Raw genomic sequence first — 24,015 nt, 5'->3', positions numbered from 1 at the left:
TCGTGACTGCTACCCGGTGATGACAGTGCCGCGGTGGCCGCTGTGGCGCCTATTGCAACCAAGCAATGTGACAAAACCACCTCGGCCGACGTCGAGCCCCGCATCACGCCCCGGCTACTGGGCCGCGGCGGACGCCGTGCCACGGGCATCGAACCGCCCTTCGTACAGCTTGTCGCCGAACTGCTGGGCCGCCTCGTCCAGCCTGACCCGCGCGGCGCCCGCGAACGGCTGGCGCGCGGACAGCACGGTGCCGACATCCATGGTTTCGTAGGCATGGAGGATCTCCTTGCCCACGGCATACAGCTGGGCGTTCTTCGCCTCGCACTGGCCGATGGCGGTGCGCTGCGTCGACGTCTCGGAGGCCAGCCGCTGCCGCTCGGCCTCCGACGCCCTGGCCATCTTCAGCAGTTCGTCGTAGGCGTTGCGGTACTGGGCAACCTGGGCGCCCGCCTTCTCCAGGGCAGCCTCGGCCTGTTCCTTGAGCTGCACGCTGTCGTCGCGGGCCTTCTTCCGCGACTCGCGTTCAGCCGCCAGTTGAGCCTTGACGCGCGACAGCTCCTCCTTCATCGCCGCCAGTTCGTCTGCCTTGGCCGGCGCCGCGGCGGGCCCCTGGCCGGCCTTGAGCGCCGCCAGTTCGTTCTGCGCCTGCTGGAGCTGGGAGGTCGTGATGCGCAGTTGGGCGCGCAGCCTCTCCTCCATGCTCTGTGCCTGCTGGGCCTGGACGCCGCCGACGGCGGCGAGCAGCAGCACCGCCGCGCAGGCGGCACGGCGCGCTGCGGCCGCCGACGGCACTATGGATGCGAAATGCACGTCGTTCTCCTTAGAAGCGGGCGTTGAACTCAACCTGCAGCATGTCGACGGAGAACGGCGTGCCGTAGACTTCCTTGGTCGACATCCAGCGGCCGGTGAACCAGGTGTTCTTGTCGATGGCGTACGAACCGCCCACGTAGTAGCCCTTGGCGTTCGTTCCCCCCAGATGGAAGGACGAATCGTTGTAGGCGTCGGGCAGGGCATCGGGCTCGATGCGCTTGTAGCCGGCCAGCAGGTTCCAGTCGCCCCGCGCCACGGGCGCGGGCTTACCGAACGTGACCTGCATCATGTAGGCGTTGGCGCCGCTCTTGAAGTCCGAACGACCGGTGCCGCCCGTGCCGCCGAAGTTGTTGACGATGCCGCCGCCCGAGCGGGTCCACATTTCGTCGGCGTCATAGGCCAGGTTGCGGATGTAGTTCGCGTCCAGCCTGAGTCCGTAGCCGCCGGCGACCTTGGTATCCCAGCGGAAATTCAGATCCAGCAGCTGGAACTTGGACGCCAGCCCGACGTACTGCGGCATCTTCGTGTTGGCGGGATCCAGCGGGTCGAGCGAGATATTGCGCAACAGCATCAGCGTGTTGCCCTTCTGCATGAAGGCGGGACGCGACCAGTCGGTGCTGCAATGGTCGGCGCCTGCATACAGAGCGCAAGGCTGCGACACCTTGCCGCTGATATTGCGGAAGTCGTAGTACGCCACCGCACCGCGCAGGCGGTTGTCCTCGTTCACCTTCCAGTTCGAGCCGATCTGCGCGCCGATCAGCCACTTGTTGTGGCTGCGCGCCTTGTCCTGGCTGGTGCCCGGGAAACTGTCCGACGAATACTCGAGCGGGATCAGGCCCAGGCTGCCGAACAGCGACACATCCGGATTCGCCGCGAACGGCCGCTCGGCCTTCACGGCCAGACCGTCGAAATTCAGGTCCGACGAGAACAGGGTGTCGGAAGAAAAGAAGGGATTGCCGAAACGGCCGCCCACCACGGTCAGCCAGTCGAGGGGCTTGTGCGCCAGATAGGCCTGGTCGAGCCAGACATTCTTCTTGCCCAGGCCGCCGCCCAGCGTCTGGGTGGTCGACACCGGGCTTTCGTCGCTGCCGGTGGCCAGTCTGACGCCCACTTCGGTGCGGTCCGAGAGGTCGGCATAGATGCCCAGCCGGGCGCGGGCGCGGAATACGTTCTTGCGGTTCTCGCGGGTGTTGATGGTGTTGGGCAGCGACAGATTGGTGTTGCCGTTGACGTCATAGCCGCTGCCACGGTTGATCGCGGCCCAGTCCACCTCGATGTTGCTGTTGCCGTCCGAGTAGAAGCGCGATTCGTTGCGCACGCGCATGTCGCCCTCGATGCGGATGCGCTTGGTCCACTGGGGCGTCTCGTTGGGAGCCGCCCAGCCCTCGGATTTGGCCTGGGCCATGACCTGGCCCTTGATCTCGTCGCGGATCTGGTCGCGCACGGTCTCTGGAATGTACGGGACGCGTACGTCGCCCGCTTCTGGGCGCAGCGCACCGCCGGCAGCGCCGGCCGTGGCGGCAGCGGCGGCGGTGGCCGCCTGGCGCTGCGCCTGCTGCGCGGCGAGCGCCTCGGTCTGGGCCTGCGCCAGCAGCGCCTCGCCCACGTCCTTGGTCAGGGCACCGCTCTGGATCAGGCCGCGGATCAGGCGCACCATCGCGCTTTCATTGGGCGCCGCGCTCTGCGCCTGGGCCGGAACGGCTCCCAGCAGCCCGACGATCGAGGCGACGGCGGCGGCGATGGCTCGGAGGCCGGGGCGGCTGCAGGCCGCTTGCGCGGCCGGCCGCCGCGCCCGGGTATGGCTGCCGCGGGTCGCGCGGCGATCGGATGCTGTCGATTGATTCATGAGCGAATTCACGGAATGGGGTGGAAACGGATAAAGCTGCTGCGGCGTGTTCATGACGGACGCTGCCCCTTGATGGTCAGCCGCATCGGATAGCGCATCGAGGCGGGGGGACGTTCATCGATCGCATCCGCGTCCCGCACCGCCGCCAGCACGGTCTTGTCGACTTCGGCGTCGCCGGTGCTCTGCACCAGTTGGGCCTTCGCCACGCGGCCGTCCGCGGTCAGCCAGAGATCGATGCGGATGTCCTGGAACGCCAGTTGACGGGTCCTCGCATCGCGCGCCAGCAGCCGCTGCAAGGCGCTCGAGTAGTACGAGGCATACGAGGAATTGCCCATTCCCCCGCGCCCCGCTCCCGAGGATCCGCCCCCGCGGCCGGCGGCCACGCCGAAGGCGTCCGAACCGGCCTGGGCGGCGCCATCGATGGTGACGGGATCGCCCAGGTCCTGCGACGGGCTAGGCGGCGCATCTTCCGGCGGCGCATCCAGCGGTTCGATAGGCGTGGGCTCGGGCTCGACGACTTCCGGCTTGATCTCGGGTTCAGGCTCGGGCAGTTTCTCCGGCTCGGGTGGCGGCGGAGGCGGCGGGGGCAGCATCAGCATCGGGGTTGCCGCCACCTCGCGCTTGGTACTGGCGGTATCCGCAAGCAGATACCACAGCAACCCGGCAAGAATGGCCGCCACGCCCAGCCCGATGACGAGCCCGCCCCAGCGCCGCCACAGGCGGCTGCCTGGCGAGGCCTGGCGGGCGACGGGATCACGACTGATCACATTGCTCTCCTCAGGCCGGCTTGCCCGTCACCAGGCCGACCTGGTTGAGCTCGATCCGGCGCAACAGGTCGAGCACCTCGACCACTTTCGCGTACTGGACCGAAGCGTCGCCGCGGACGATCACCGGAAAGTCCGGCGACAGCGCCTTTTCCGTGCGCAACCGCTCTTCCAGTTCGGGCAGCGTGACCGGATAGGCATCCAGGAACACCTGGCCGGCGTTGTCGATGGTGATGGCCTTGGTCTTGGGTTTTTCCAGGGGGACCGAGGCGCTCGCCTTGGGCAGGTCCACGCGGATGCCGGGGATGCTGGCGTTGCTGGTCAGGATGAAGATGACCAGCACCACCAGCAGCACGTCGACGAAGGGCGTGATGTTGATGCCGTTGGCACGCTTCTTGGTGCCGAACTTGGCTGCGGTTGCCATGATCGCCCGCTCCGTCAAGCGCGCTGCAAGGCCGGGCGGACCTGGCGGCCCGCGCCCTGCTCTTCGGCCAGGCGCGTGGCGAACTCGTCCACGAACACGGCCATGTCGGCGCCGATGGCGTCCGAGCGCGAGGCCAGCCAGTTGTAGCCGAACAGCGCGGGGATCGCGACGCCCAGGCCGGCCGCGGTACACAACAGCGCAGCCGCCATGCCCGGCGCCACGGAGTTGATGTCGACCGCACCGGCCATGGCCGCGACCACGAACACCAGCATGATCCCGATCACGGTGCCGAACAGGCCCACGTAAGGCGCGCCTTCGATGGTGGTCGAGAGCCAGTTCATGCGCTTGGCCATGCGTTCGTTCTCGCGCACCATCACGCCGTCCATCGCGGCGCGGATGGCGCCGATGGTGGCATCCGACACCGCGTTGATGTCGTAGCCCCGTTCCTGGCGGCGGCGCATTTCCTCGATCGCCACTTCATACAGGCGCCACAGCGACGAATCCTGCTTGACCTCCTGCGGCACGCGATTGCTGCTGGCCAAGGCATCGAGCGGCGCGCCGGCCGACTCGCGGAAGAAGGCCATGAACGAGCCGTTGGCGCGCGACATGGCGCCGTAGCTGCGGCCCTTGCCGATCATGATGGCCCACGAGACCAGCATCATCAGGCCCAGGATGGCCACGACCACCCAGGCATCCAGCGGCATGGCGGCCAGGATGAAGCCGAAGTGGCTCTTGCCGGCCTGCTGCTCATCGGCGCCGAAGGCGGTCAGGCGCGAATCGGCACCTTGCGAGATCGCGTCGGCCAGGATCAGCGCGTCGGGACGGCCGACCTTGGACAGGCGCAACTCATCGATGGCGCCGGTGAACGCAGCCAGCGCCGGGGCGGAAGCCGCCTGGCCCGGCGTGGCGGGGCGAGCGATGTCGCCGCCGACCGCTGCGGAAGTGTTGAAGGCGGGCAGGCTGACGGCCACGGCCGCGGCCTGGCGGCCGGCGACGAACAGCGCGACGTTGCCGGCATCGGATTTGACGGCGATATGCGACCACTGGCCGGCCTGGATCGGCTGGCCGGGGGCGCTGCGCTGGCCATTGACCTGCACGAACGGCACGCCCTGGTTCACGCCCACGACGAACTCGCTGGCGCCGTCGCGGCGGACGTAAAGAGCCTGCTCGGCGCCGAGCTGGTCGGGACGCACCCAGGCGGAGAACGTGAAGGACGCGCCGGCCTGCAGCGACAGCGACGGCGAAGCGGGCAGCATCAGCGGCGCAACGCCTAGCTGGGCACCCTTGCCGATGACGGTGCCGTCGACGCTGACCACGGCGGTCTGCGCATGGTTGCCGTAGGCAGTGGTATCGCGCGCCGGCACATTGGCCTCGGCGAAGTGGTAGACCAGCGTGTAGTCCGGATCGAAAGTCAGCTGACCGTTGGCCGAGGCGGGTGCCTTGGGATTGCCGTAGTACATCCACAGCTGCTGCGCGGCGCCGGCCGAGACGTTGGGCACGTCGACCCAGATCAGCGCGATGCCCAGCAGGGGATCGAACTGCTCGATCTGGTGATTGAGCACGGTCTTGTCGTCGCCCGCGACGAAGCGCAGGTCGGAGCCGTTCTCGCCCACGCCTTCGAAGCTGAAGTTGCCGGTATGCAGGCGCACCAGCACGGGCGTGCGGCCGGCCTCGCCGCCCAGGGCGGCGCCCTGCGGCGTGGCGTCGATGGTGATGGGCTTGCGGTAGGCCCAGTCGGGCTGCCACCAGGCCTGCGCCAGGCCGGGCAGGACCGCGCTCAGCATCGTGAGCGCGAGAAGCAGAATGCGTCGCATGGAAAACTCTCCGAAATCTTTTCTGAAAGACATGAATGGAAGCGAGTGGCGATGATCAATAACTGGCGTTGATACTGAAGGTCACGCGCGGATCGTGCTTTTCCGTGCGGGGGCCGTCCCTGAGCGGATAGCCGAAGTCCAGCCGGCCCGATACGCGCTGGCCGATGCGGAAACTGGTTCCGACGCCCACCGAGGCCAGCGTGAAGCGCGACTGCTGCTCCGGCAGCGGATCCTGCAGGCGAAGCTGGGCGGCATCCAGGAACGCGTACGCGCGCCAGTTCTCGACCCAGGTTCCGGCCCACTGCAGGGGTTTGGTGCGCCACTCGACCGAACCGACCAGGCCGTAGTCGCCGGTGGATTCGGCCGACATGTAGCCGCGCACCGAGTTCATGCCGCCGGCGGCGATCTGCTCGCCCGATACCAGCGGCGAATCGGTCATCTGTCCGGCCAGCCTGAATCCCAGTTGGGATTCGCCGGCGAAGTTGTAGGTCGCGTTGACGTCGGCCTTCAGCGCCATGAATGCGGGCTTGGCCTTGTAGCGCTTGTAGTTGAATTCTTGCCAATTGCTGCCGTAGCCGAACAGGCTGCGGGTGCCGGTCACGAACGACATGCCCAGCGCGTACTGGCCCCGCTCGGTCTGGCGAAAGCCCGAATAAGACAGCGTGATCGGCGCGTACTTGAGCGGTACTTCGTCGCCGGTGGCGCCCAGGCGCAGTTGTTCCTTGTTGCTCTTGAAGTCGATGCCGGCGCTGAAGGCGTGCCACCAGTCGCCGGTGTTGGGAACGGTGTAGGTGGCCTTCAGCCCGATGGCATGTCCCTTGCCGAGCACCGAGGTGCCGCCCACGGTGGAGACGTTGCTATCCGAGACGTAGCCCGAAGCCTCGACGCTCCAGTTCGTACCGCGCAGCGGCGCGATGTACGAACCGGACCACACCTTGGTCTGGTCCAGGTCCTGCGGCGCGCCGAAGAAACTCAGCGACGCGCTATGCCCCATCTGCCACAGGTTGTCGTGGCCGATGGAGGCGGTGGCCCGCAACGATTTGGTATCCGGACTGCGGTCGTTGTTCAGGCCCGCGCTGGCGCGCCACGGACTGTTGTCCTCCACCTTCAGGTCCACGTCCATGGTCCCGGGCAGCTTGCCCTGCCGGACCAGGGGCATCACCTGCCGGCGGCCGGCCCGGTTCAACTCGGTCAGTTGGGCTTGTGCCTTGTTGAAATCGGGGACCTGGCCTTCCGTCAGCGCCGACACCTGGTCCCGCACCTCGAGCGGCGACGAATACTCGGCCCCCACCACCCGGACACGCCCCACCTTGGTCTCGGACACCTGCAGGTAGACGATGCCGCCCACGACCTGCTGTTCCGGCAGATCGACGTAGACGGACTGGTAGCCCTTGGCCTGGTAGGCGGACAACAACGCGTCGCGCGCGCCTTCCATGTCCTTGAGCGTACGGCCCGGTCCGAGGAAAGGCGTCACCGCCTTCTCGATGGATCGCACGTCCAGCACCGTATTGCCTCGCACGATGTACTCGTTGATGTCCACGTGGCGTTCCGCCCCGCTCGATGCGCCGGCCGGCGGCGCCGCTCCCGGCTCCTGGGCCAGCGTCATGCCATGCGCCCCCAGCGAGAGCGCCGCCACGCAAAGGGCCCGCCATGCCGCCGACGGCCCGTTCTTTCTCAGCTCATGCATGTGTCGAATTCGTTTCTCAAGTAGTAGCCTTCGCGGCATCCCCTCCCGGCGTCATGCCGGAAGCGGCACAGGGTCCGGGTCGTTCCTTTGCTTAGACGGACGGGGCGGCCCCGGACTGTCGTTTGTCATGAAAAGTTCACGAAAAAGATCGGCGCCCGGCAGCCTCCCGCGAACGACGCGGCGGCGAGGTAGAGGGAATCGATACCGGGTGCTAGGCTGGCGGCAAGGAGAACGCCATGAACCTGAACCGCACGCTGAACCTGTCCCTCGCCGCCCTCGCCTGCGCCCTCGCGGCGAGCGCCGCCGCGGCGGCCGCGCCCGACAAGGCCGAGCCATCCTGCTTCGATGTCGAGGTCAACGGCCAGCGCGCGCCTTCCTATGGATGCCTGACGCAGAAGCTGCAGCCCAAGCCCGCGCCGGGAAAGATGGAGGGCGGCCCCGGGCTCGCCTCCGAAGCCATCGTCCAGCGCGCCTCCAACCAACTGGGCCTGTTCAACCGCGCGGCCATGGCCAACCGGATGGGCAACACCTTCGGCACCTCGGTCTATCCGCAACGACCGCCCACCCCGCAATACGGCAGCCCGATCTTCGGCGCGCCCTGATACAAAAACGGCGCGCGGTCCGGAAAACCCGACCCGCGCGCCGCCCGGACACGGCGGTCTCGCTTACAAACCCAGCCGCGCCCGCTCCCGCGCCGTCAGCGCCGACGCATCCACCACCTTCACCAACCCCTCCGGCCGATAAGCCGAAGGTTCCACGGCACGCGGCGCCGCCGGTTCCTGCGACGCAGGCGCGGTCTCGTTGCCGAATCCCAGCACCCGCACGGTAAAGACCGATGGCAAGGCCTGGCGCGACGCCGCCCGCTCGCGCTGCATCACGTCCTGCGCCGCCGTTGCCGCCTGCGAAGCCGCCGCGCTGGCATTGCTCAGCGCCGCCACGTTCACCGCCGCCACGACCGGAATCCCCACCGCCTTGCCCTGCACCTGGATGTTCTCCGCGTTCACCACGCGCAGCGCCGCCAGGTTCACGTTGCCCGACACCCGGATCCCCGCTTCGCCCGCGTCGATCGTTCCCAAGGGCGCGATCAGGTCGATGTCGCCGGGAGGCACCTCCGGGATCGGGTTCAGCGTGGCGATGCCGGCGCCCGTGCTCGGCGCCTGCGGCGACAAGGTGACGTTGCCGACGCTGTCGTACGTGCGCCGCGAGGGCGTATAGACCACTGTCGTCTTGGAGCCCCTGCCGGCATTGATGTCGCCAGCGGCCGACCAACCCAGAATATTGCCGCCGAAGGTGGTGAAGACGCGGCTCTGCCCCATCAGGATGCTGCCGAGAGCGTAAATATTGATGTCGCCCTCTCCCTGCGTCATCACGCCCGAGCCCGGGCCCGGGTTGAAGCCGCCGTCGATGCCGACCAGCGTGCGCCCCCCCGGCGCCAAGATGCTGATGTCGCCGCCGAAGTTGGTATGGATGCCGGCATCGAGCACGTCGTAGAACGAAACGTTGTAGCCGGGGCTGCCCAGCGCCTCCCACTGCGCCTTGGTGATGTAGGTCGTGCCCGGCGTCGGACGCGCCTGGCCGACGGGGTTGTTTACATAGTCGGCGTTGTAGTAGAGCGCGCTGCTGAACATGGTCAGGTCGCCTTCGTACGTCAGTGCCCTGCCCTGCGCGTCCTGCTCGGGAAACAAGGTCGCGATGGCTTCACGGCCGCGCAGGTAGCTGCCGAAGCGCTTGCCGTCGGCATCGTTGTACTCGCGGCCGGACTCGCGCAACTCGGCATAATAGACATTGCGCAAGTAGGCGTGCCGCTGCTCCGGCGGCAGTGCATCGAAGAAGGCGCGCGCGTCTGTAGTCGCGGCATCGAAATGCAGGCCCAGGCCATTGGCGCCGCCGAAGCGGTCGCTCAGCCAGTTCACCAGGTGCAACTGGCTTTGCTGCTGGAACTCGCGCGCCAGCGAACGGTTGCTGGCGGTACGGCCCTGGGCCACCGCGGCGGCGCGCGCCGCATCCAGCTGCGTCTGCTGCTGCGCCAGGAAGTCTTGCGCGCCGGCCTCGTCGCCGGTGTAGCCGAACTCGCTTTGCAGCCATTGCGCGAGCGTAAGCTTGCCGCTGTAGACGATCAAGGCCTTGCCTGGCTGGTCAGCGAAGGGCCGTCCCGGATCGGCCTGGTTGGCCGGGTCCAGATAACGCCTGGCAAAGGCATCCCAGTACGCACCCTCGCCCATTCCCGCCGACACCGAGATACTGGCGCCGCCGCTGCGGCCGCCCGATGACTCGACACCGCCGAGCGGCCCCAGGCTCTTGATCTCGCCCTTGTTGCCCAGATAGACGTGGCGGCCGGCCGATACATCGAGCAGGCCCGGGCCGAGAATGTAGAAACTGCTGTTGCGCAGATCGCGGCCGGCTTGCACCACCGATATCTCGTCGACATAGGCATGAGCGATCAGGTTGCCGCGGGTCGAGGCGGTCGAGTCCAGGCGCCCTGCCGTGGGATCCTTCTGGCCCAGCGGCGTACCGGAATCCGCAATGTCGCGGCCGGCGCGTATCGCCACCGGACCCGACGCCTCGTAGCGCGACCCTGCCGAACCCGCCGGATAGCCCAGCAACACTTCCTGACCGACGCGCAGGCCGACGATATCGCCTTGCACCGCGTAATAGCGCGCCGGCTCCCGTCCCACGGCCGCCCCGGCGACGGTTGCCGTGCCGCCAAAGGTAAACAACGCGGCAGTATTCATGCGTCCCAAGTTTTGGCTCGCCAACCAATCGTGGTACAGCGCAGCTTCGGCCGACGCGTTGTGGACCAGTAGCGGATCGGTGCCGTACTGGCCGCCACCGGTTTGGGCCAGCATGCCGACAAAACCGGGACGAAACGGGCTGGCCATCCCCGACGGGTCGGCCGTAGAAGTCGAGAACACATAGCCTGCGCCATGAATCGAATCCTGCGCCAGCAGTTGAAGTTCGCCCTTGCCGGTGGCATCGACGAACTGTGCGCCGACCGGCGAAGGCGCCAGCACAGTGCCGTAGGCGTAGCGCATGATTCCGGTGGAAAAATGGCGCGCGCTGCTGGCGCTGGCGCCGTAGTACAGGCTGCCATTGGCGGCGGCCGCTCGCAGGACGGACGGGTAGAAAGAGCCGTCGCCGTTGGCCGACTGGTTGCGGCCCTTGCCGCCTCCGCGCACGTTTTCGTTGATATCCCTTTCGTCCCAGGTCGTGACGGGAGTCAGGTTGCCGCCTGCGCTGAACAGATCGATGGCGGTAGCCGGCGTCCACAGCGAGAACCAGGTCCAGCCGTTACCGGCGTAATCCGCGCCCTGGTAGGTGAAAGGGGTTGCATTGAGCAGCAGGGTCCGGCCGGGGTCGGCCGTACCGCCCAACACCAGATCGCCGCGCGTCTCGATGCGGACAGCGGAATCGCCCAACACCAGGATAGGCCCGCCGGTGGCTTGGCCGCCCCCGGCCGCGTACACGTCGCCCCGGCGGGAATCCATCTGATCCCGCCCGCCATAGCCGAGCTTCACTCCGCCGATGGCGCCGGCATCGATCATCGTGGCGCCGCGCAGATTGACGAAGGTACTGTTCAGGTCGTGCTCGTTGACCCGCAGTTCCGGATTCGGATTCAAGGTACCGCCCAGGCGCAGCGAGAGGTCGCCGCCGCCCGTCTGCACCAGTTCGCCGCTCGGCGTGATGCGACCGGTACTGGCCACGGCCAGATGCAGACCCTGGCTGCGCGGAGTATGGCGCGTCTCGTTCCAGGTCGCCTGAAGGCCGCGCGCATCGATCATGCCGGCATCGCCGCCGGCCTCCACGACCAGATTGCCGCCACCGAGCGTGCCGATGCCGGTGAAGCCCACCAGGAAAGGGGCATTGCCGAATAGCCTCGTACCGTAAGGATCGGTCTGGCCGGTGGCGCCACCCGCGACATAAGTGCCGAAGTTGATCCACCACGCCGTCGGCACCGCGTCGGCGCCCGCCTCGACGCTACCGGTACCCTGCCGCCACAGCCAGTTGCCAACCGCCGCGGTCGCGATCTGCTGGCGCGTGTTGTAGAAGGTATAGGCGTCAACGTCGCTGCGGTTCTCGTTGTTGCCGACCAGGTCGCCCTTGAGATCGCCGCCGGCACGCAACAACACATTACCGCCCTGCTCCGGGTACCAGGCCGCGTACAGGCTGTCGGCGCCGCCATCGACCAGCGCTTCGAAAATCGCCCCTTCGGGACGCAGCACCGTACCGTCGGTCAAACGGCCGCGCGCCTGGTTATAGCCGCTGCCCGGCGGCGCCGAGGAGGTGCCCGCCGTGTAGACGCCGTAGAGCGAGGTCATTTCGACATTCCCGCCGGAAACCAGGTCCAGGTCGCCGGTGCCGGTGCGCAACGCGCTGAACAATTGCTGCCGCGCCAGCTTGGGCACGAACTCCAGGTCCGGCGGCGTCCCGGCATCTACGACATGGACCACTTCACCATAGCCCCAGTCGTTGAGTTCGGTAACGCTCTCGGAAATGATCCAGTTGTCCTTGAGGTTCTGCACGTCGCTTGGGGTGATCGCCTGGCCTGGCGTCAGCACGATGCCGTACCACGCCGCGAGATCCGCGAAGAAGGCCTCGGCTTCTGGCGACGTGGCGGCCCCGTACGTGGCCGGCGTACCGGTGCCGGGAATCGGCGTGAGCACGTGTCCCATGCCGAAATGCGTGTCGGACAGGAGCAAGCGCGCCATGCTGTCCGGCAATGTCAGGCGTGCGTCGGCCGCCGTCGTGTCGGCGCCGGCCACCAGCCGGATGTCCCACGATTGCGAACCGGCCTCCAGCATCGGCGCCAGCGCCAAGGTGCGACCCTGGGTGCCGTCGGCCCCCTTGGGACGCAGGTCCACCATCTCCACGCCGCCCGGCAGCACCACGTCGGTTTCCGACGGCACGATGGCACCCTTGGCCAGCGCCAGCGGCCGGGCCAGCTTCATTGCCACCGGCAGCACAGCGCCCTTGGGCCATATCGTGGCTCCGATCTGCGCCTGCGCCGGCAGGCGGAAACCCGCGGCCAGCTGCATGCCGGCGTCCAGCGTCACCGGCGCTTGCAGTACGGTACCGGCCGCGTGCACCACGTTGCCCTGGCCATCGAGCACCGCCGCCCCCAGCACCGTGCCGGCCGGCAGCGTCAGGCTCTGCGCCAGCGGCATGGCGGCGGGCAGGAGCGTGCCGGCCGGCAAGGTCAGGCTCGATACCGGCAGGTCATAGTTCAGCGTGCGGCCACCGGCGAACTGGGTGCCGGCGTCCAGCGTCGCCATACCGCCGTGCGGGATGACGAGATCCCCGCCGAAAGGCATGCGTCCCGCGGGCAGCACCCAGCCATTGTCGTCTGCCGTCACCCCCAGCTTGCTCGTGTCGAAACCGTCGGTGATGCTGCCGAAGATCGCCAGGTCGCCCTGGGCGCGCAGCACCAGCGCGCCGGCTTCGCCAGAACCATGGACGGACGTCTTCTGCGTGCGCGGATTGACGCTGGCGTAGCGGTGGCCGGACAGGTCGATATCGCCGTCCACGTGCAGGTTGCCGTCGGGATTGACCGCCGCGTTGCTGACGATCTCCACGCCGGGACGCAGGCGGAACTCGCCGGCATGGGCGCGCAGGCCTGCAAGCTTGCCGTTCATCAGCGCGCTGTTGGCCAGCGCGTTGTCGATGAAGGCGAGGCTGTCGGCGTGCTTGCCGTCCAGGTAGGCCTGGTCGATGGTCTGGTAGCTTCGGCCGTCCACCGTGGTCTCGGTGCCGGCGGCCCCGTCGTCATAGGTGTGGAAGGCATTGACGGCGACGGACTTGGCGCCGGCGATCACGATGGCGCCGCTCGCGTCGATGTCGACGTCGTTGCCCCTGGCGCCGCCCAGGCGTGGGGCGTTCAACGCCACCGTGCCGTAATTCGCGCTCGCGCCGGCCACGCCCAGGTCCATGCGTACGCCATCGGCCAGCACCAGTCGGCCGCTGCCCGAGTCGATCTCGATGACGGCGCGGTTGGGCGCGTCGATCGCCTGCCCGTAGCTGTCCTTGCGCAGCACGCTTGCGCTGGCGTCCAGCACGGCGCTGCCAGCCAGCGTGACGCCGCGATTGGCGGCCAGGCGGATGCTGCCGGCCTGCTCGCCGCTGGCGTCGACCCGGCCCGTTACCGTCAGGCTGCCGTTATCGACCGAGACGTTGATCTCGCGGGCCTTGAGTTCGTCGCCGATGACCAGGTCGCCTTGTCTCAGCTGGAAGCTGCGGCCGCCGAAGACTTCGCCCTGGGTCAATCGTTCGTTCAGGCCGGCAAAATCCGCGATGCGCTGCGCGCGCACGTCGATGTAGCCTGCCGCGAACGGGACCCGGGTGCCACCCGCATCGTAGTGGCCGGCGCTGCCGCCCAGGACAGCGCCAGCGAGATCGGCCGTCCCTTCCAACGCCAGGACGGTCAGCTTGCCGGCACGATTGTTTTCGGCGGCCAGGTCTATCGTCGATCCGGCATGCTGGACGACGCTGCCTTGTCCGCTCGACAGTGTCACGTCGCCGCCCCAGCTGTATTTGCTGACGTCGAAGAAGTCGATCTGGCGGCCGGCCAGGTCCAGCTGCGCGCCTTCCGCCAGCGTCACGTCGCCCTGCGCCGACAGCTTGAGCTTGCCACTGGGCAGCAGCACCGCGGTGTCCAGCACGAGATGCGAGCCAGCGTCCAGCGCAAGCTCGGCGCCCAGGGCATCGGCCAAGGTGGCGTTGTCTGCCAGCGGCGCGGCGGCGCCTGCCGGGGCCGCGACCGTGATGGCGCCACCTGCCTTGATCCGGTTCACCGAACCGGCTTGGCCGGTCAGCAGCGGCGTGTTGAGGTTCAGGTCGCCGCCGCTGTAGGTCCATGCCTTGGCCGTGTCGTCCCAGGCGCCCCGGGATTGGTATACCGCCAGCGCGCCCTTGTGGTTGGCCGTGATGCGTTCGGCCGCGTTGAGATCCACGCTGGCAAAACCCAGCGCCAGGCGTTCGTGCGTGCCTACGGTATCGGGCTGGCTTCGGGGGCCGTAGCCGAACTCGATGACGTCCGCATCGATGACCAGTTTTCCGCTGCCGGTGCCGGCGCCGCCGGCGATGACATTGCCCGCCGGCGTGGTCGCGCCGTTCCAGACCAGGGTGCCGGTTTCGATGCGGGCGACGTCGCCCGCGCTGCCGTGGCCGTAGATGGCCGGCGTGCCCAGCACCAGCCGCTCCAGCGCCGACTTGCCGGTGGCCGGGTCGATGGTGCTCAGATCCACGCTGCCGTAGAAATTGACCGAATCGCCGGCGGTCAGAACGAGGTTTTCCAAGGCCGGCGCGCCGGTGCTGGTATCGCCCCGCAGCAGGCGGTCGAGCACGCCCTGGTTCAGCGTCAGGCCCGAGGGCAGAATCCCTACGGCCCCGGCCTGTGCCAGCGCGTCGGCGCTGCCGACGTTGATGCCGCCCATGGCCAGCACCAGGTTGCGGGTGCCATAGCGCACCGACTCGCCCAGCTCGAAGGACTTATTGGTGGCGGCGGTGATCGTGCCTTCCGAGTACAGCGCCGTTTCGCCGACGCAGCTCGCCCCCGCGGCGCAGGTGCCGACGTGCAGATAGCCCGCGCCGAGTACACCGGAAACGTCATCGGCAGTAGGCGAGGTCACGTCCAGCCAGCCGTTGGTCACCGCCAAGACCCCGGCCTGGCCCGGCATCAGCACATAACCGTCGTTCGAATCCCAGGGCGCCTTGCCCCGCCCCAACGTATTGATGCCCGCGCCCTGCTCGATGGTCAGGCCTTTGTTCTTGTCGTTGACCACCAGGAAGACCGATGCCGCTTCCAGCACGGCGCCCTGGCGCAGGATGAGCTCGCCGGTCGAGCCGTTGCCCAGGCCGACCTGCCAGGAATTCTGGGTCGACGAACCGCTGTCGTTCTGCACGGCGAACGTGGACACCGGCGAACCGCCGATGCTGATGCCGGCGGCGCCCAGGCCATTGAGCGTGCTGGCGTAGACCGAAGTGCCGTCGAAGCCTTCGGTGGGCGCAGCGCCATCGGCAAGGATCTCGATACGTCTGCCGTTCAGCGCCACGGTGCCGCCACGCCCGCCCGCGGCCGGGGTGAAGTCCGCCGAGCCGGCGGCGATATCCAGGCGGCTGCCCGGCGACAGGCCCAATTGCCGTGCATCGCGCTCCAGTTGCGGCCGGGGGGCGCCGTCGCGCGCTGCCCATTCCAGGCCGAACTGCGCGTAGCTGGTCTCGTTGTACTGCGCATAGCTGCGCAAGGTATCGGCCGGCGTCAGCACGGCCTGCGTGGTTTGCACATCGGCGATGCCGGTGTGCGCAATGCCCAGGCGCGCGGCCGTGGCGTAAGAGCCGTTGCGCATGGCGGTGCCGCTGCCGAAGGCTGCCTGGCTCGAAGCCAGTCCGTTCAATTCCACGCGAAAGGCACCCGGCAGCAGCGCATAGGTGGACGGCAACAGAGTATAGGTGCCCGCCGCCAGGCCCGGTACGCCGTCGCCCACCGTGATCTGGCGGCCTATCATCGGATCGCCCGCGCCCTTCTCGGCCGCGATCGGCACCACGGCGGGCTGCGCGCCAGGAACGATGGCGTAGACCGGATTGGTCGACAGTCCCGGCAGCACGAAGCCGTCGCCCGCCATCTGCACCAGCGGATGCAGGCGCGCATCGGTGGAACCTCCGCGCCCGGTCAGAAAGCCCGCTCCCTTCAGTTCGCCACCGCCGGACAAATCGATCCGCGCACCGTCCCGGACTTCGATGCTGTCCGCCGTCAGTTGCACATTGCCCAGGCCGCCGCCCAGCCCGGAGAACCAGGCTTCCACGCCGGCATAGTTGTAGGCCAGGCCGTCGACCGTGCCGCCGTAGGGCATGACCAGCCCTGCGGCGCTGACGGACGTCACACTGCCCGGGCGCAGCACGATCCTTCCCGGTTCCTGGTGATTCCCCGCGGCAACGCCAAGGTCCAGCATGCCCAGCGGCGCGCGAACCACGCCGCCCTGGTCGATGTTGGCCGACCGCAGGCGTAAGGTACCGAAGGCCGAGTACGGCGCCGGCGGCGCCGCGCCATCGCCGCTGCGCTCGATGCGCAGGCTGCGCCCGGGATCGTAGGTGATCTGATAGGTTCCCCACTGGTCGAAAATCCCTTTGCGTCCCGCGACCACGTCGACCACCGAGCCGGTGGCCGGATAGATCTGGCTGCCGGCCAGAACCAGGTCGCCTTCGGTCGTCAGGGAAGTACGGTCGCCGACCGTATGCTTGAGGAAGCGCAGATCGTCCTGGCTGCGCAGCTCCACCTGCTCGAAGCCGTGACGCGCAACCAGCGCCTTGCCGCTCTGCACCGAATAGCCATAGGCGCCGAACCGCACCCCGTTGATCACGTCCAGCACGCCGGCCTCCACGCGCAGCCGCGTGTCGTCCTGCAACGCAACCATGCCGCCTTGGTAGGAAGTGGGATCGTTCAGGAACGGTACGGTGTATTTGTCCCTGCCCAGGCGGGAAGTGCCCGCCAGGCGCACGTAAGGCGCAGCCAGGTTCACGCTGGCACCGACCGGCGCTCCCTCCGCCAGAACGATCGCGCGCGATGCCAGATGCAGGCTCTGACCCAGCGCAAGATCCACGCCATCGTCCAGGGAAAGCACGCCGTTGACCAGCATGGACAGGTTGCCGAAGCCACCCGCCTCGACGCGATCCGCGCCGAGACGGCCGTGGCCGTAAACCAGTCCCGGATCGGCCTGGCCCGGGCGCAGCCCGGCCTCCAGGCTCTCGGGCGCCTGCTCCTTCACCAATTGCAGTTCGCGATGCACCAGCACGCGATCGGCCGGATTGCCCGCATCCCGGTAGGCAGGCGCTTCCAGCGCCAGGGACAGCGTACCGCCAGCGGCGCCCGCGCCCCCCGCCGCGGCTTGCATATCGCCGTCGAGATACAGGCCGTTGAAGCTGGCCAGATGGATCACGCCGCCGCCGGAAGCCAGCAGGGTCTCGCCCAGCCCCGGCAGGTCCAGCTTCGCCGCGGCGCCCGAGGCGTCCAGGCGCGCGCCGGGCCGGATGACGATGAAATTGTCGATGGCATCGGCCTGGGTGGCGTAGGCCTGGTACTTGCCGCCGATTTCTATCCTGCCCCCGTCCAGCACCACGCCGTAACGGCGCCCCTGCGCATCCACCGCGGTCCGGGCAAGGCCCGCCACGTCGAGCACGGCCTTGCTCCCTATCCACACCGAACCGTCGTGGCCCGTCAGGTGGCCGACATCCTCGGTGCCAAACCCCAGGCCAGACACGCCGATGCGGCCGCCGGCGGCGCGCAGTTCGCCGTCGATATTGATCTGGCCGTTGCCCTTCAGGACGATGCTGCGTCCCGGATCGACTTCGATGCGAGCGCCCTCGCCAATGGCGAGGGTGGGTCTCTCGCCCCCTTCGACCATGCTGCGCGCGTTCCCCGCGGCCAGCACGAGATCCGCGCCACCGCGCTGCGTCAGTCGCCCCTTGCCGGCGTCCTCGGCGAACAACGGCGCAAGCCGCTGCTCCAGCGCCTCTTGCGGATCGGCGCCCGTGGCCACGCCGCGCGCCACGGAAAGATCGGCGTGCAGGATCGGCATCGTCGCGCGCAGATCGGCGCCTTCGGCCACGGCCAGGCCATCGCCGCCCGTTACCTCGTAACGCGAGAACCCCTGTTGGAAGCGCGCGGCGTCCAGATGCAGCAAAGACCCGACCGCCACCGCCTGCGGCAGGGACGAGCCCGCGCGGATCGTGGTGCCCGCGGCATAAGTCACCTCGCTGGCGGCGATGGTGCCGGCCTTGATCACGCCGGGAGTTGGCGCGATCGGGATGCCGTTCGGCAGGATGGCGGCATCCACGACATAGTCGATGGGAAAATTAACCGGACTCACCACCGACGTGATGACCGTGCCCGCCGGCAGCGTCGGCGGCGTGCTCCAGCTATAGCCGTCGACCGTCAGGAACTGGCCGTTGGAAAGCGTCACGCTGTAGCTGACGTTCTGGTTGGCCGCCTTCGGCAGCGTCCAGGCCGCGCCCAGCGTGACCCAGCTTGCCGGGTTGCCGGCAACGATCTGCGGCGCCCCGCCGATCGCCTCGCCCGGATTGGCGTGCGTGCGGACATAGTGATAATCCACCGGCAGCACCGCGCCTTCGGCGACGGTGAAGGCCTCGTCGGTAATCAGATCGACCAGCGAAGTCTCGCCCGCCTTCAGGACCCCGTCGCTGCCTGCGACCTGTCCGCCGACGACCACGGCATTGCCGGTTTGCAGGGTCAGCGTGCCGCCTCCCTTGACGCCGTGGCCGCGCAGCTCGCCTTCCAGCACGAGCCTGCCCTTGGCTCCTGCGGCCGCCGAGTAGGCGTCGGCAACCAGCGCGATGTCGCCGCCCTTGCCGCCGCGCAGGCTGTCGTCGGCCATGAGCGCCGCGCCCGACGAAACGTCGAGCAGCGCGCCCTCGCCCACCCGCACGTCGCCGCTGCTGCGCACGTCGATGCGGCCGCCGTTGACGAACGGCAGGCCGCCGATGCCGGCGCCGTCCTGCGGCAGATTGCTCCACAAACCGCGTGCGTCCAGCGTCACGCCATCGCCGATGGAAACGCGCGCCACGTAGCCCGCCGGCACGGCCGTCGTCAGCGGAAGCCGCTGCCAGCCCGTGCTGGCACTGACGTACCGGTCGACCATGTTGCCCAGGACAATGGCGCCACCGCGCGCCGTCAGGCCGGCATTGACATCGACCTGCGTCGCATGCAGGGCGATTTCTCCGCCCGGCGCGATCGCCACCGATGCGCCCACCTCGATGCCGCCCTTGGCGTAGACCCGCAGTCCGCCCAGTTCCAGCGCGTTGAGCCAGGCCGCCTCTAGCGCGATGTCGCCGCCCGTGCCGCCTATCTTGACCGAGTCGACCACCGCGCCCGGACTGTGGCGCAGGTCGCCGCTGCCGGCGTCGTAGACTGGCGTCCAGGTACCGATGACCAGCTCGCCGTTGCGCGCGGCGGCCGTCTGCGCCTGCCGGTAGCCGTCCAGGCCCGCCTCGCGCGCGCGTTGCTGCCGCTCGCCTTGATAAGTGCTGGTTTCGACGTCGCCCTGTAGCGTCGCCGCAGCCGTCGCCACCACCAGTCGGCCGCCGTCGCGGCCCACCGTATAGCCATTCTCCAGACGCCTCAGCGGCGCGATGATCGGGTTGTAGAAACTCTCTTTCGCCGTATCGCCCCAACGCGAGGCATCGGTCTCGAAACCCCGGTACAAGCCGGCATACAACAGGTCTCCCGGCGCCGTCGAGGCGTTGTACAGGCTGCCGTCCGAACCCTTGAGCCAGGTCTGGGCCACATAGCCTGTCTGCACGTCCAGCGCGCCGCCCGACAGATTGATCAGCGAACCCTGGCGCGTCAGCAGATTGCCGCCACTGAATTGCACGGTGCCGCCCTGCGCCGACCATTCGCCTATGCCGTGGCCGGTGATGCCAAGATAGCCGCCGACCTCCAGCAGGCCCCCCGCCGTGTACCAACGGTCCGTTTCGTAGCCGTTGGTGCCGGCCGGCACCAGGACCAGGTCGCGGCGATCGAGCCAGATATCGCTGTTGCGCAGCTTGTCGCCGTCGCGGTTGACCGAGGCGTCGCGCTGCTCGAAGCCCTGCACGTTGACCAGGACATTGTTCGCCTCCATCGCGATGCGCACGCCGACGTAACCGGAGACGTCGATCGCGGCGCCGTCCTTGACCTCGCTGGTGCCCGCGGCATCGACGTAGACCTGGCCGCTGGTGGCCAGGGTCAGGCTATCGCCTTCGAAGCGTACGTCGCCGCTGCTGGCGACCTGCACCAGCGACTGGTCGCGCCGGTGGGCGATGCCGTCGCCCGCCTTGTCGCTGTCCTGGACCAAGGTCTCGCGCTGCACGTCCAGCGCCGTCGAAGCGCTTGCATCGAGCACGATGGCGGTAACGCCACCCTCTTCCAGCCCGACCTGCGCGGTGTCGCCTCCGCTCGCCGTCAGGTGGATGGTGCCGCGCGTGTGCACCGAGGTCGTCGCCACCGCGACGCCACCCTGGCGCACGTCGTGGCCGGCCAGCGTGATGTCGCCGGTGGATGCCTGGATCAGGCCGGTGTTGCTCGCCAGGCCGCTGGCGCCACCGTCCAGGTGCCGCGTGCCGACCACGTTGCCGCGCGTGGTCGAGTTCTGGTTCGCATCGGTGCCCATGCCCTTCCTGATCACGAAGGCATCGCCGGCCGATAGAACCACCTGGCCGCCATCGGTCGTGATCTGGCCCGCGTTGTGCACCTCGCCGCCCAGAAGCAGCACATAGCCGCCGCCCTCGGTCACCGTCTGCGGAACGTGCGTGGCGATCCGCGCCCCCCGCTCCACCACCACCTGCCCCGTCGCCGCCCCATGGCTGTTGCCGCTAGCCGTCGTTTCCAGGTCATTGGCGAAGCTCGGGATGTACCCGCTGCCCTGCGCCTCGCTGTACAGCCCCTTCTTGAACTGGCTGTCGGTCATCCCCGCCGCGGCCGCCGCCAGGTTGCGCACGTTCACCTGGCTCGACCCGCTGAACACGATCCCGTTGCGGTTCACGATCATCACCGTTCCGGGCGCTTCGATCCGCCCCTGGATCTGGCTCGGACGCGCCTGCGGATCGTTCACCCGGTTCAACACCGACCAGCTCGCCTGCTGGTCGAACGCCACCGTCGTGTTCTTGCCGACGTTGAACGTCTCCCAGTTCAGGATCGCCTTGTCCGCCGTCTGTTCGATCGTGACCTTGGTCTGGCCGCCCGACACCGTCTGCACCGGATCCTTCGCATTGAGCCAGCCCGCCGTCAGGCTGTTGGCATCGACCTTCAGGCCGCCCTCGCCCAAACCATCGGGTACCGACGACCCACTCGCCTGCGCCGCCTCCCGCGCCGCCTTCTGCAGCGCCTGCTGCGCCGCGATCGCCTGCGCCGCCAGGTTCAGGTTGTTGATCGAGGTCTGCAGCTTCTGCCGCGCCGCCGCCGACTGCTGCTCGGGAGCCGTCAGCGACGAGGCCGGCAAGCCATTGGGCAAGCGCCCCGTCGCCGCCGCCGTGCCCTGCGCCGCTCCCTTGGCTGCGAACCATGCCGGACTGAACGCATGCTGCGCATGCGCCGGATCGGCGAATGCTCCCGTCAGTGCCAGCGCCGCGATCGCCGCCGCCATCGGCGTACGCCGCCATGCGGCACAACGCGCGGATCGGATTGAGAACGTCACACGGGACGAAGCGACAGGCTGGACGGGCACGGACATATCGGGTCGGATCCTAGACAGATGAATCAGCTCGGGCGCGCAAGCCGCGCACCCCTATGTCCGTATAGACGCCACCCGAAAAAAAGATGGAACAGAAACCCGCATGAATTTTTAGTGACAGGTCACCCCAGCATCACGACATTCGCCACGCGGCGGACGTGGGCGGCATAGAGCTGCTGGATGAGGGCGATGGCCTGGTCGGTATCCTGGATGGTGAAGCGGCCGCTGATGCGCTGGCGGGCCAGTTCGTCGCTCATCAGGATCACGCGGCCACTGCGATAGCGATTGATCTCGGCCACCGCATCGGTCAGCGGCGTATCGTGGAAGACGATGTATCCCTGGCGCCATCCCGACGGCACGGCCTGCCCGCCGTCCATGGCGGCAAGCGTCCGGCCGGCACCGTACGAAGCCGACTCGCCAGCGTTCAGGGTCAGGACGCCGTGGGCGTGGCGCACCTCGGCCCGGCCCTCGGTGCACAACACCCGGGTTTCCTCATGGGCCAGATGCCTGACCTCCACGCATCCCGCCGCGAGCTGGATACGGCCCGAGCCGGCCTGGATCTCGAGCGCGGCCTGGCCATCGCTGCGGATCTCGGCTTCGCCGGCGATCAGCTCGACCCGCAGGGGATCGGCCTGCCGCACCGAGACGCTGGTCTGGGTATTCAACAGCAGCTGTATGTGCGCGCTCAGGGCCACGCTGCGCTGCTCGCCCACGGCCGTGCGATAGTCCGCCCCCATCTCGGACCACGAAGGCCACAGGCCCAGAGGGGGATTCACCATGCCCACCACGCCCGCGGCCGCGGCGACTGTGGCGCCGACGAACCATCGGCGGCCCGGCGAGGCTGGCCGCGCGATCCGCGCCGCCGGGATCCGGCACCGGACCGTCTGCAGGACGTCGCCCATTTCGCGCCATTCCGCACTCGCCCGCCGCCACATCTGCGCATGCATGGCGCTTTGCGCGCACCAGCGGCGCAGGGCCTCGGCATCGGCGGTGGTCGGACGGCCGACGGCCAGCCGCCGCGCCCAGGCACGCGCCTGCTGCAACACGACGTCGACGCCGTCCGCGCCGGGATCGTTCATAGGGCCTCCTGCCGTCATGCCGTGGAGCCTGGTGTCCATGTTCGTTTTTCCTTCTTCTTATAGACGTTTGGAGACACGGATATGCGCACGCTTTTCTGCGAGATCTGACAATTTGTTGCCATCTCTGCCGCAACGGCCCGAAGCAGCCCCCACCTTTTCCTCCGCCGCCTCCATATGTCGCGCGCAGAATTCGTGCGCCGCCTGCAGCTCCCGGCTGATCAGCCGCGTAGATACCCCCCAGCGCTGGGCCAGCTCCTTCAGCGTCAGGCCATCGATCCGCGCGGCGTACAGTATGTCGCGCTGCCTGGCCGGCAAGGCGGCCAGCGCATCGGCCGCGCGCCCCAGATCGAAGCGGGCCTGCGCCACGCGCGGCGGACCGGGCGCGGGGTCCGCCAGTTCGTACAGGTCGGCCACTTCGTCGGCGCTCAGGTAACGCTGCGTGCCGCGCAGCTTGTCGATCGCGGCATTGACGGCGGTATGCAGCAGGTAGGCCTGGGGATGCCTGACCTCGTTCAAACCCTCCCGATCCGCCAGTTGTACATAGGCATCGTGCAGCGCATCGCTCGCCAGCTCCGCCGACCCCAGGCGCCTGACCAGCTGCGCCTTGAGCGTTTCGTAGCGTTCGGCAAAAAGCCGCTTCAGTTCGGCCAGGCCGCCGCTGGTCATGATGCGCAGGCCTTCAGGCGACCGGCCTGCTGCGTCACCAGCAGCACGATCGGCTGGTCCAGCGCCGGCGGCGGCTCGATTTCCAGCCGCGCCCCTTCCAGGCTGGCTTCGATGCGGGGCTCGAGTTCGGCATGCCCCTGGGCCGCGGCCTTGACCCGCCGCAGTTCGCCGGAGCCGCTGACGTAGGCACTGATGGCCAACCGGTACCGGCCGATCGACAGGCCGGCGTCGGCGCAAAGAATGCTGGTGGCCACGCGCTGCACCCGGCCGTAGAAAGCGGCATGAAGCGCGGCCCCATCTCTCCCCCTCGCCTCGGTTGACGTCGGTGGCTCGACCGGCACGATCACGAACGCCCCGGTCGAGGCGAACCTGGCCTGCATCCCGGTTCCCTGCAACAAGGCGGTCAAGGCGGCGTCGGGATCCAGGCTTCCATCGATGGCCGTCGACCGCAAGTGCGCAACCTGGCCGGCATCGTAAAGCACCGACCGCCCGGACGCCCGGCTATAGGCCTGCAACGCATCGTGCAAAGGCTGGCTGTCGATGACGAACGTGCTGGCGTCTCGTCCGGCTGTCGGCGCCGCAGCGGCGGGATTGACGAAGCCGCAGCAGAACGGCCCCAGGATCCAGGCAAGCAACATCATGCGCACACGGACGTGCAGGCGACGGGCTGACAGGCAGGCAACGGCTGGCAGGACATTCCACCCCAAACGCG

At 68.4% G+C, this 24,015-nt stretch carries 11 protein-coding genes; 1 reads left to right on the top strand and 10 read right to left on the bottom strand.

The annotated features are described in order from the left end of the window. Positions 1-114 precede the first annotated feature (114 nt). From EV675_RS27550 to EV675_RS27525, 6 genes are read right to left on the bottom strand one after another with little or no spacing between them, the layout of a single operon-like run. On the bottom strand, positions 115-810 hold the full coding sequence (locus EV675_RS27550; RefSeq protein ID WP_130361810.1) for a hypothetical protein: 696 nt from the start codon (positions 808-810) through the stop codon (positions 115-117). Between the two features lie 10 nt (positions 811-820). Further along, a complete protein-coding gene (locus EV675_RS27545) occupies positions 821-2,656 on the bottom strand; it encodes a putative porin (RefSeq protein WP_130361809.1) in 1,836 nt (611 codons plus the stop codon). A 50-nt stretch (positions 2,657-2,706) separates the two neighbouring features. Then, a complete protein-coding gene (locus tag EV675_RS27540) occupies positions 2,707-3,423 on the bottom strand; it encodes an energy transducer TonB family protein (RefSeq protein WP_242621617.1) in 717 nt (238 codons plus the stop codon). 10 nt (positions 3,424-3,433) lie between these two features. Then, positions 3,434-3,844 carry an ExbD/TolR family protein gene (locus tag EV675_RS27535; protein ID WP_124690101.1) on the bottom strand — a complete coding sequence of 137 codons (411 nt, stop codon included), beginning with the start codon at positions 3,842-3,844 and terminating at the stop codon, positions 3,434-3,436. Between the two features lie 14 nt (positions 3,845-3,858). Beyond that, complete coding sequence (locus EV675_RS27530; protein WP_130361808.1) at positions 3,859-5,658, bottom strand: DUF2341 domain-containing protein; 1,800 nt, start codon at positions 5,656-5,658, stop codon at positions 3,859-3,861. Between the two features lie 55 nt (positions 5,659-5,713). After that, positions 5,714-7,345 (bottom strand): ShlB/FhaC/HecB family hemolysin secretion/activation protein, encoded by a 1,632-nt coding sequence (locus EV675_RS27525; RefSeq protein WP_130361807.1) that lies wholly within the window; start codon positions 7,343-7,345, stop codon positions 5,714-5,716. 236 nt (positions 7,346-7,581) lie between these two features. Between EV675_RS27525 and EV675_RS27520 the strand changes: the two genes are divergently transcribed. Further along, a complete protein-coding gene (locus EV675_RS27520; protein WP_130361806.1) occupies positions 7,582-7,947 on the top strand; it encodes a hypothetical protein in 366 nt (121 codons plus the stop codon). Between the two features lie 63 nt (positions 7,948-8,010). On the opposite strand, the gene EV675_RS27515 is transcribed toward EV675_RS27520, so the two are convergent. The 4 genes from EV675_RS27515 to EV675_RS27500 form a co-directional block, all read right to left on the bottom strand. After that, a complete protein-coding gene (locus EV675_RS27515; RefSeq protein WP_130361805.1) occupies positions 8,011-21,471 on the bottom strand; it encodes a filamentous hemagglutinin family protein in 13,461 nt (4,486 codons plus the stop codon). Between the two features lie 209 nt (positions 21,472-21,680). Next, positions 21,681-22,637 carry a FecR family protein gene (locus EV675_RS27510; RefSeq protein ID WP_242621616.1) on the bottom strand — a complete coding sequence of 319 codons (957 nt, stop codon included), beginning with the start codon at positions 22,635-22,637 and terminating at the stop codon, positions 21,681-21,683. Between the two features lie 57 nt (positions 22,638-22,694). Next, positions 22,695-23,303: an RNA polymerase sigma factor gene (locus tag EV675_RS27505; RefSeq protein ID WP_130361804.1), complete on the bottom strand. Its 609-nt coding sequence runs from the start codon at positions 23,301-23,303 to the stop codon at positions 22,695-22,697. Beyond that, positions 23,300-23,944, bottom strand: a complete 645-nt coding sequence (locus EV675_RS27500) for an STN domain-containing protein (protein WP_130361803.1) — start codon at positions 23,942-23,944, stop codon at positions 23,300-23,302. The genes EV675_RS27505 and EV675_RS27500 overlap by 4 nt, the downstream gene beginning before the upstream one ends. Positions 23,945-24,015: the final 71 nt, after the last annotated feature.

It is taken from the genome of Pigmentiphaga kullae, assembly GCF_004216695.1.
GTDB lineage: Bacteria > Pseudomonadota > Gammaproteobacteria > Burkholderiales > Burkholderiaceae_B > Pigmentiphaga > Pigmentiphaga kullae.
This window is presented reverse-complemented; position numbering and strand designations above follow the sequence as displayed.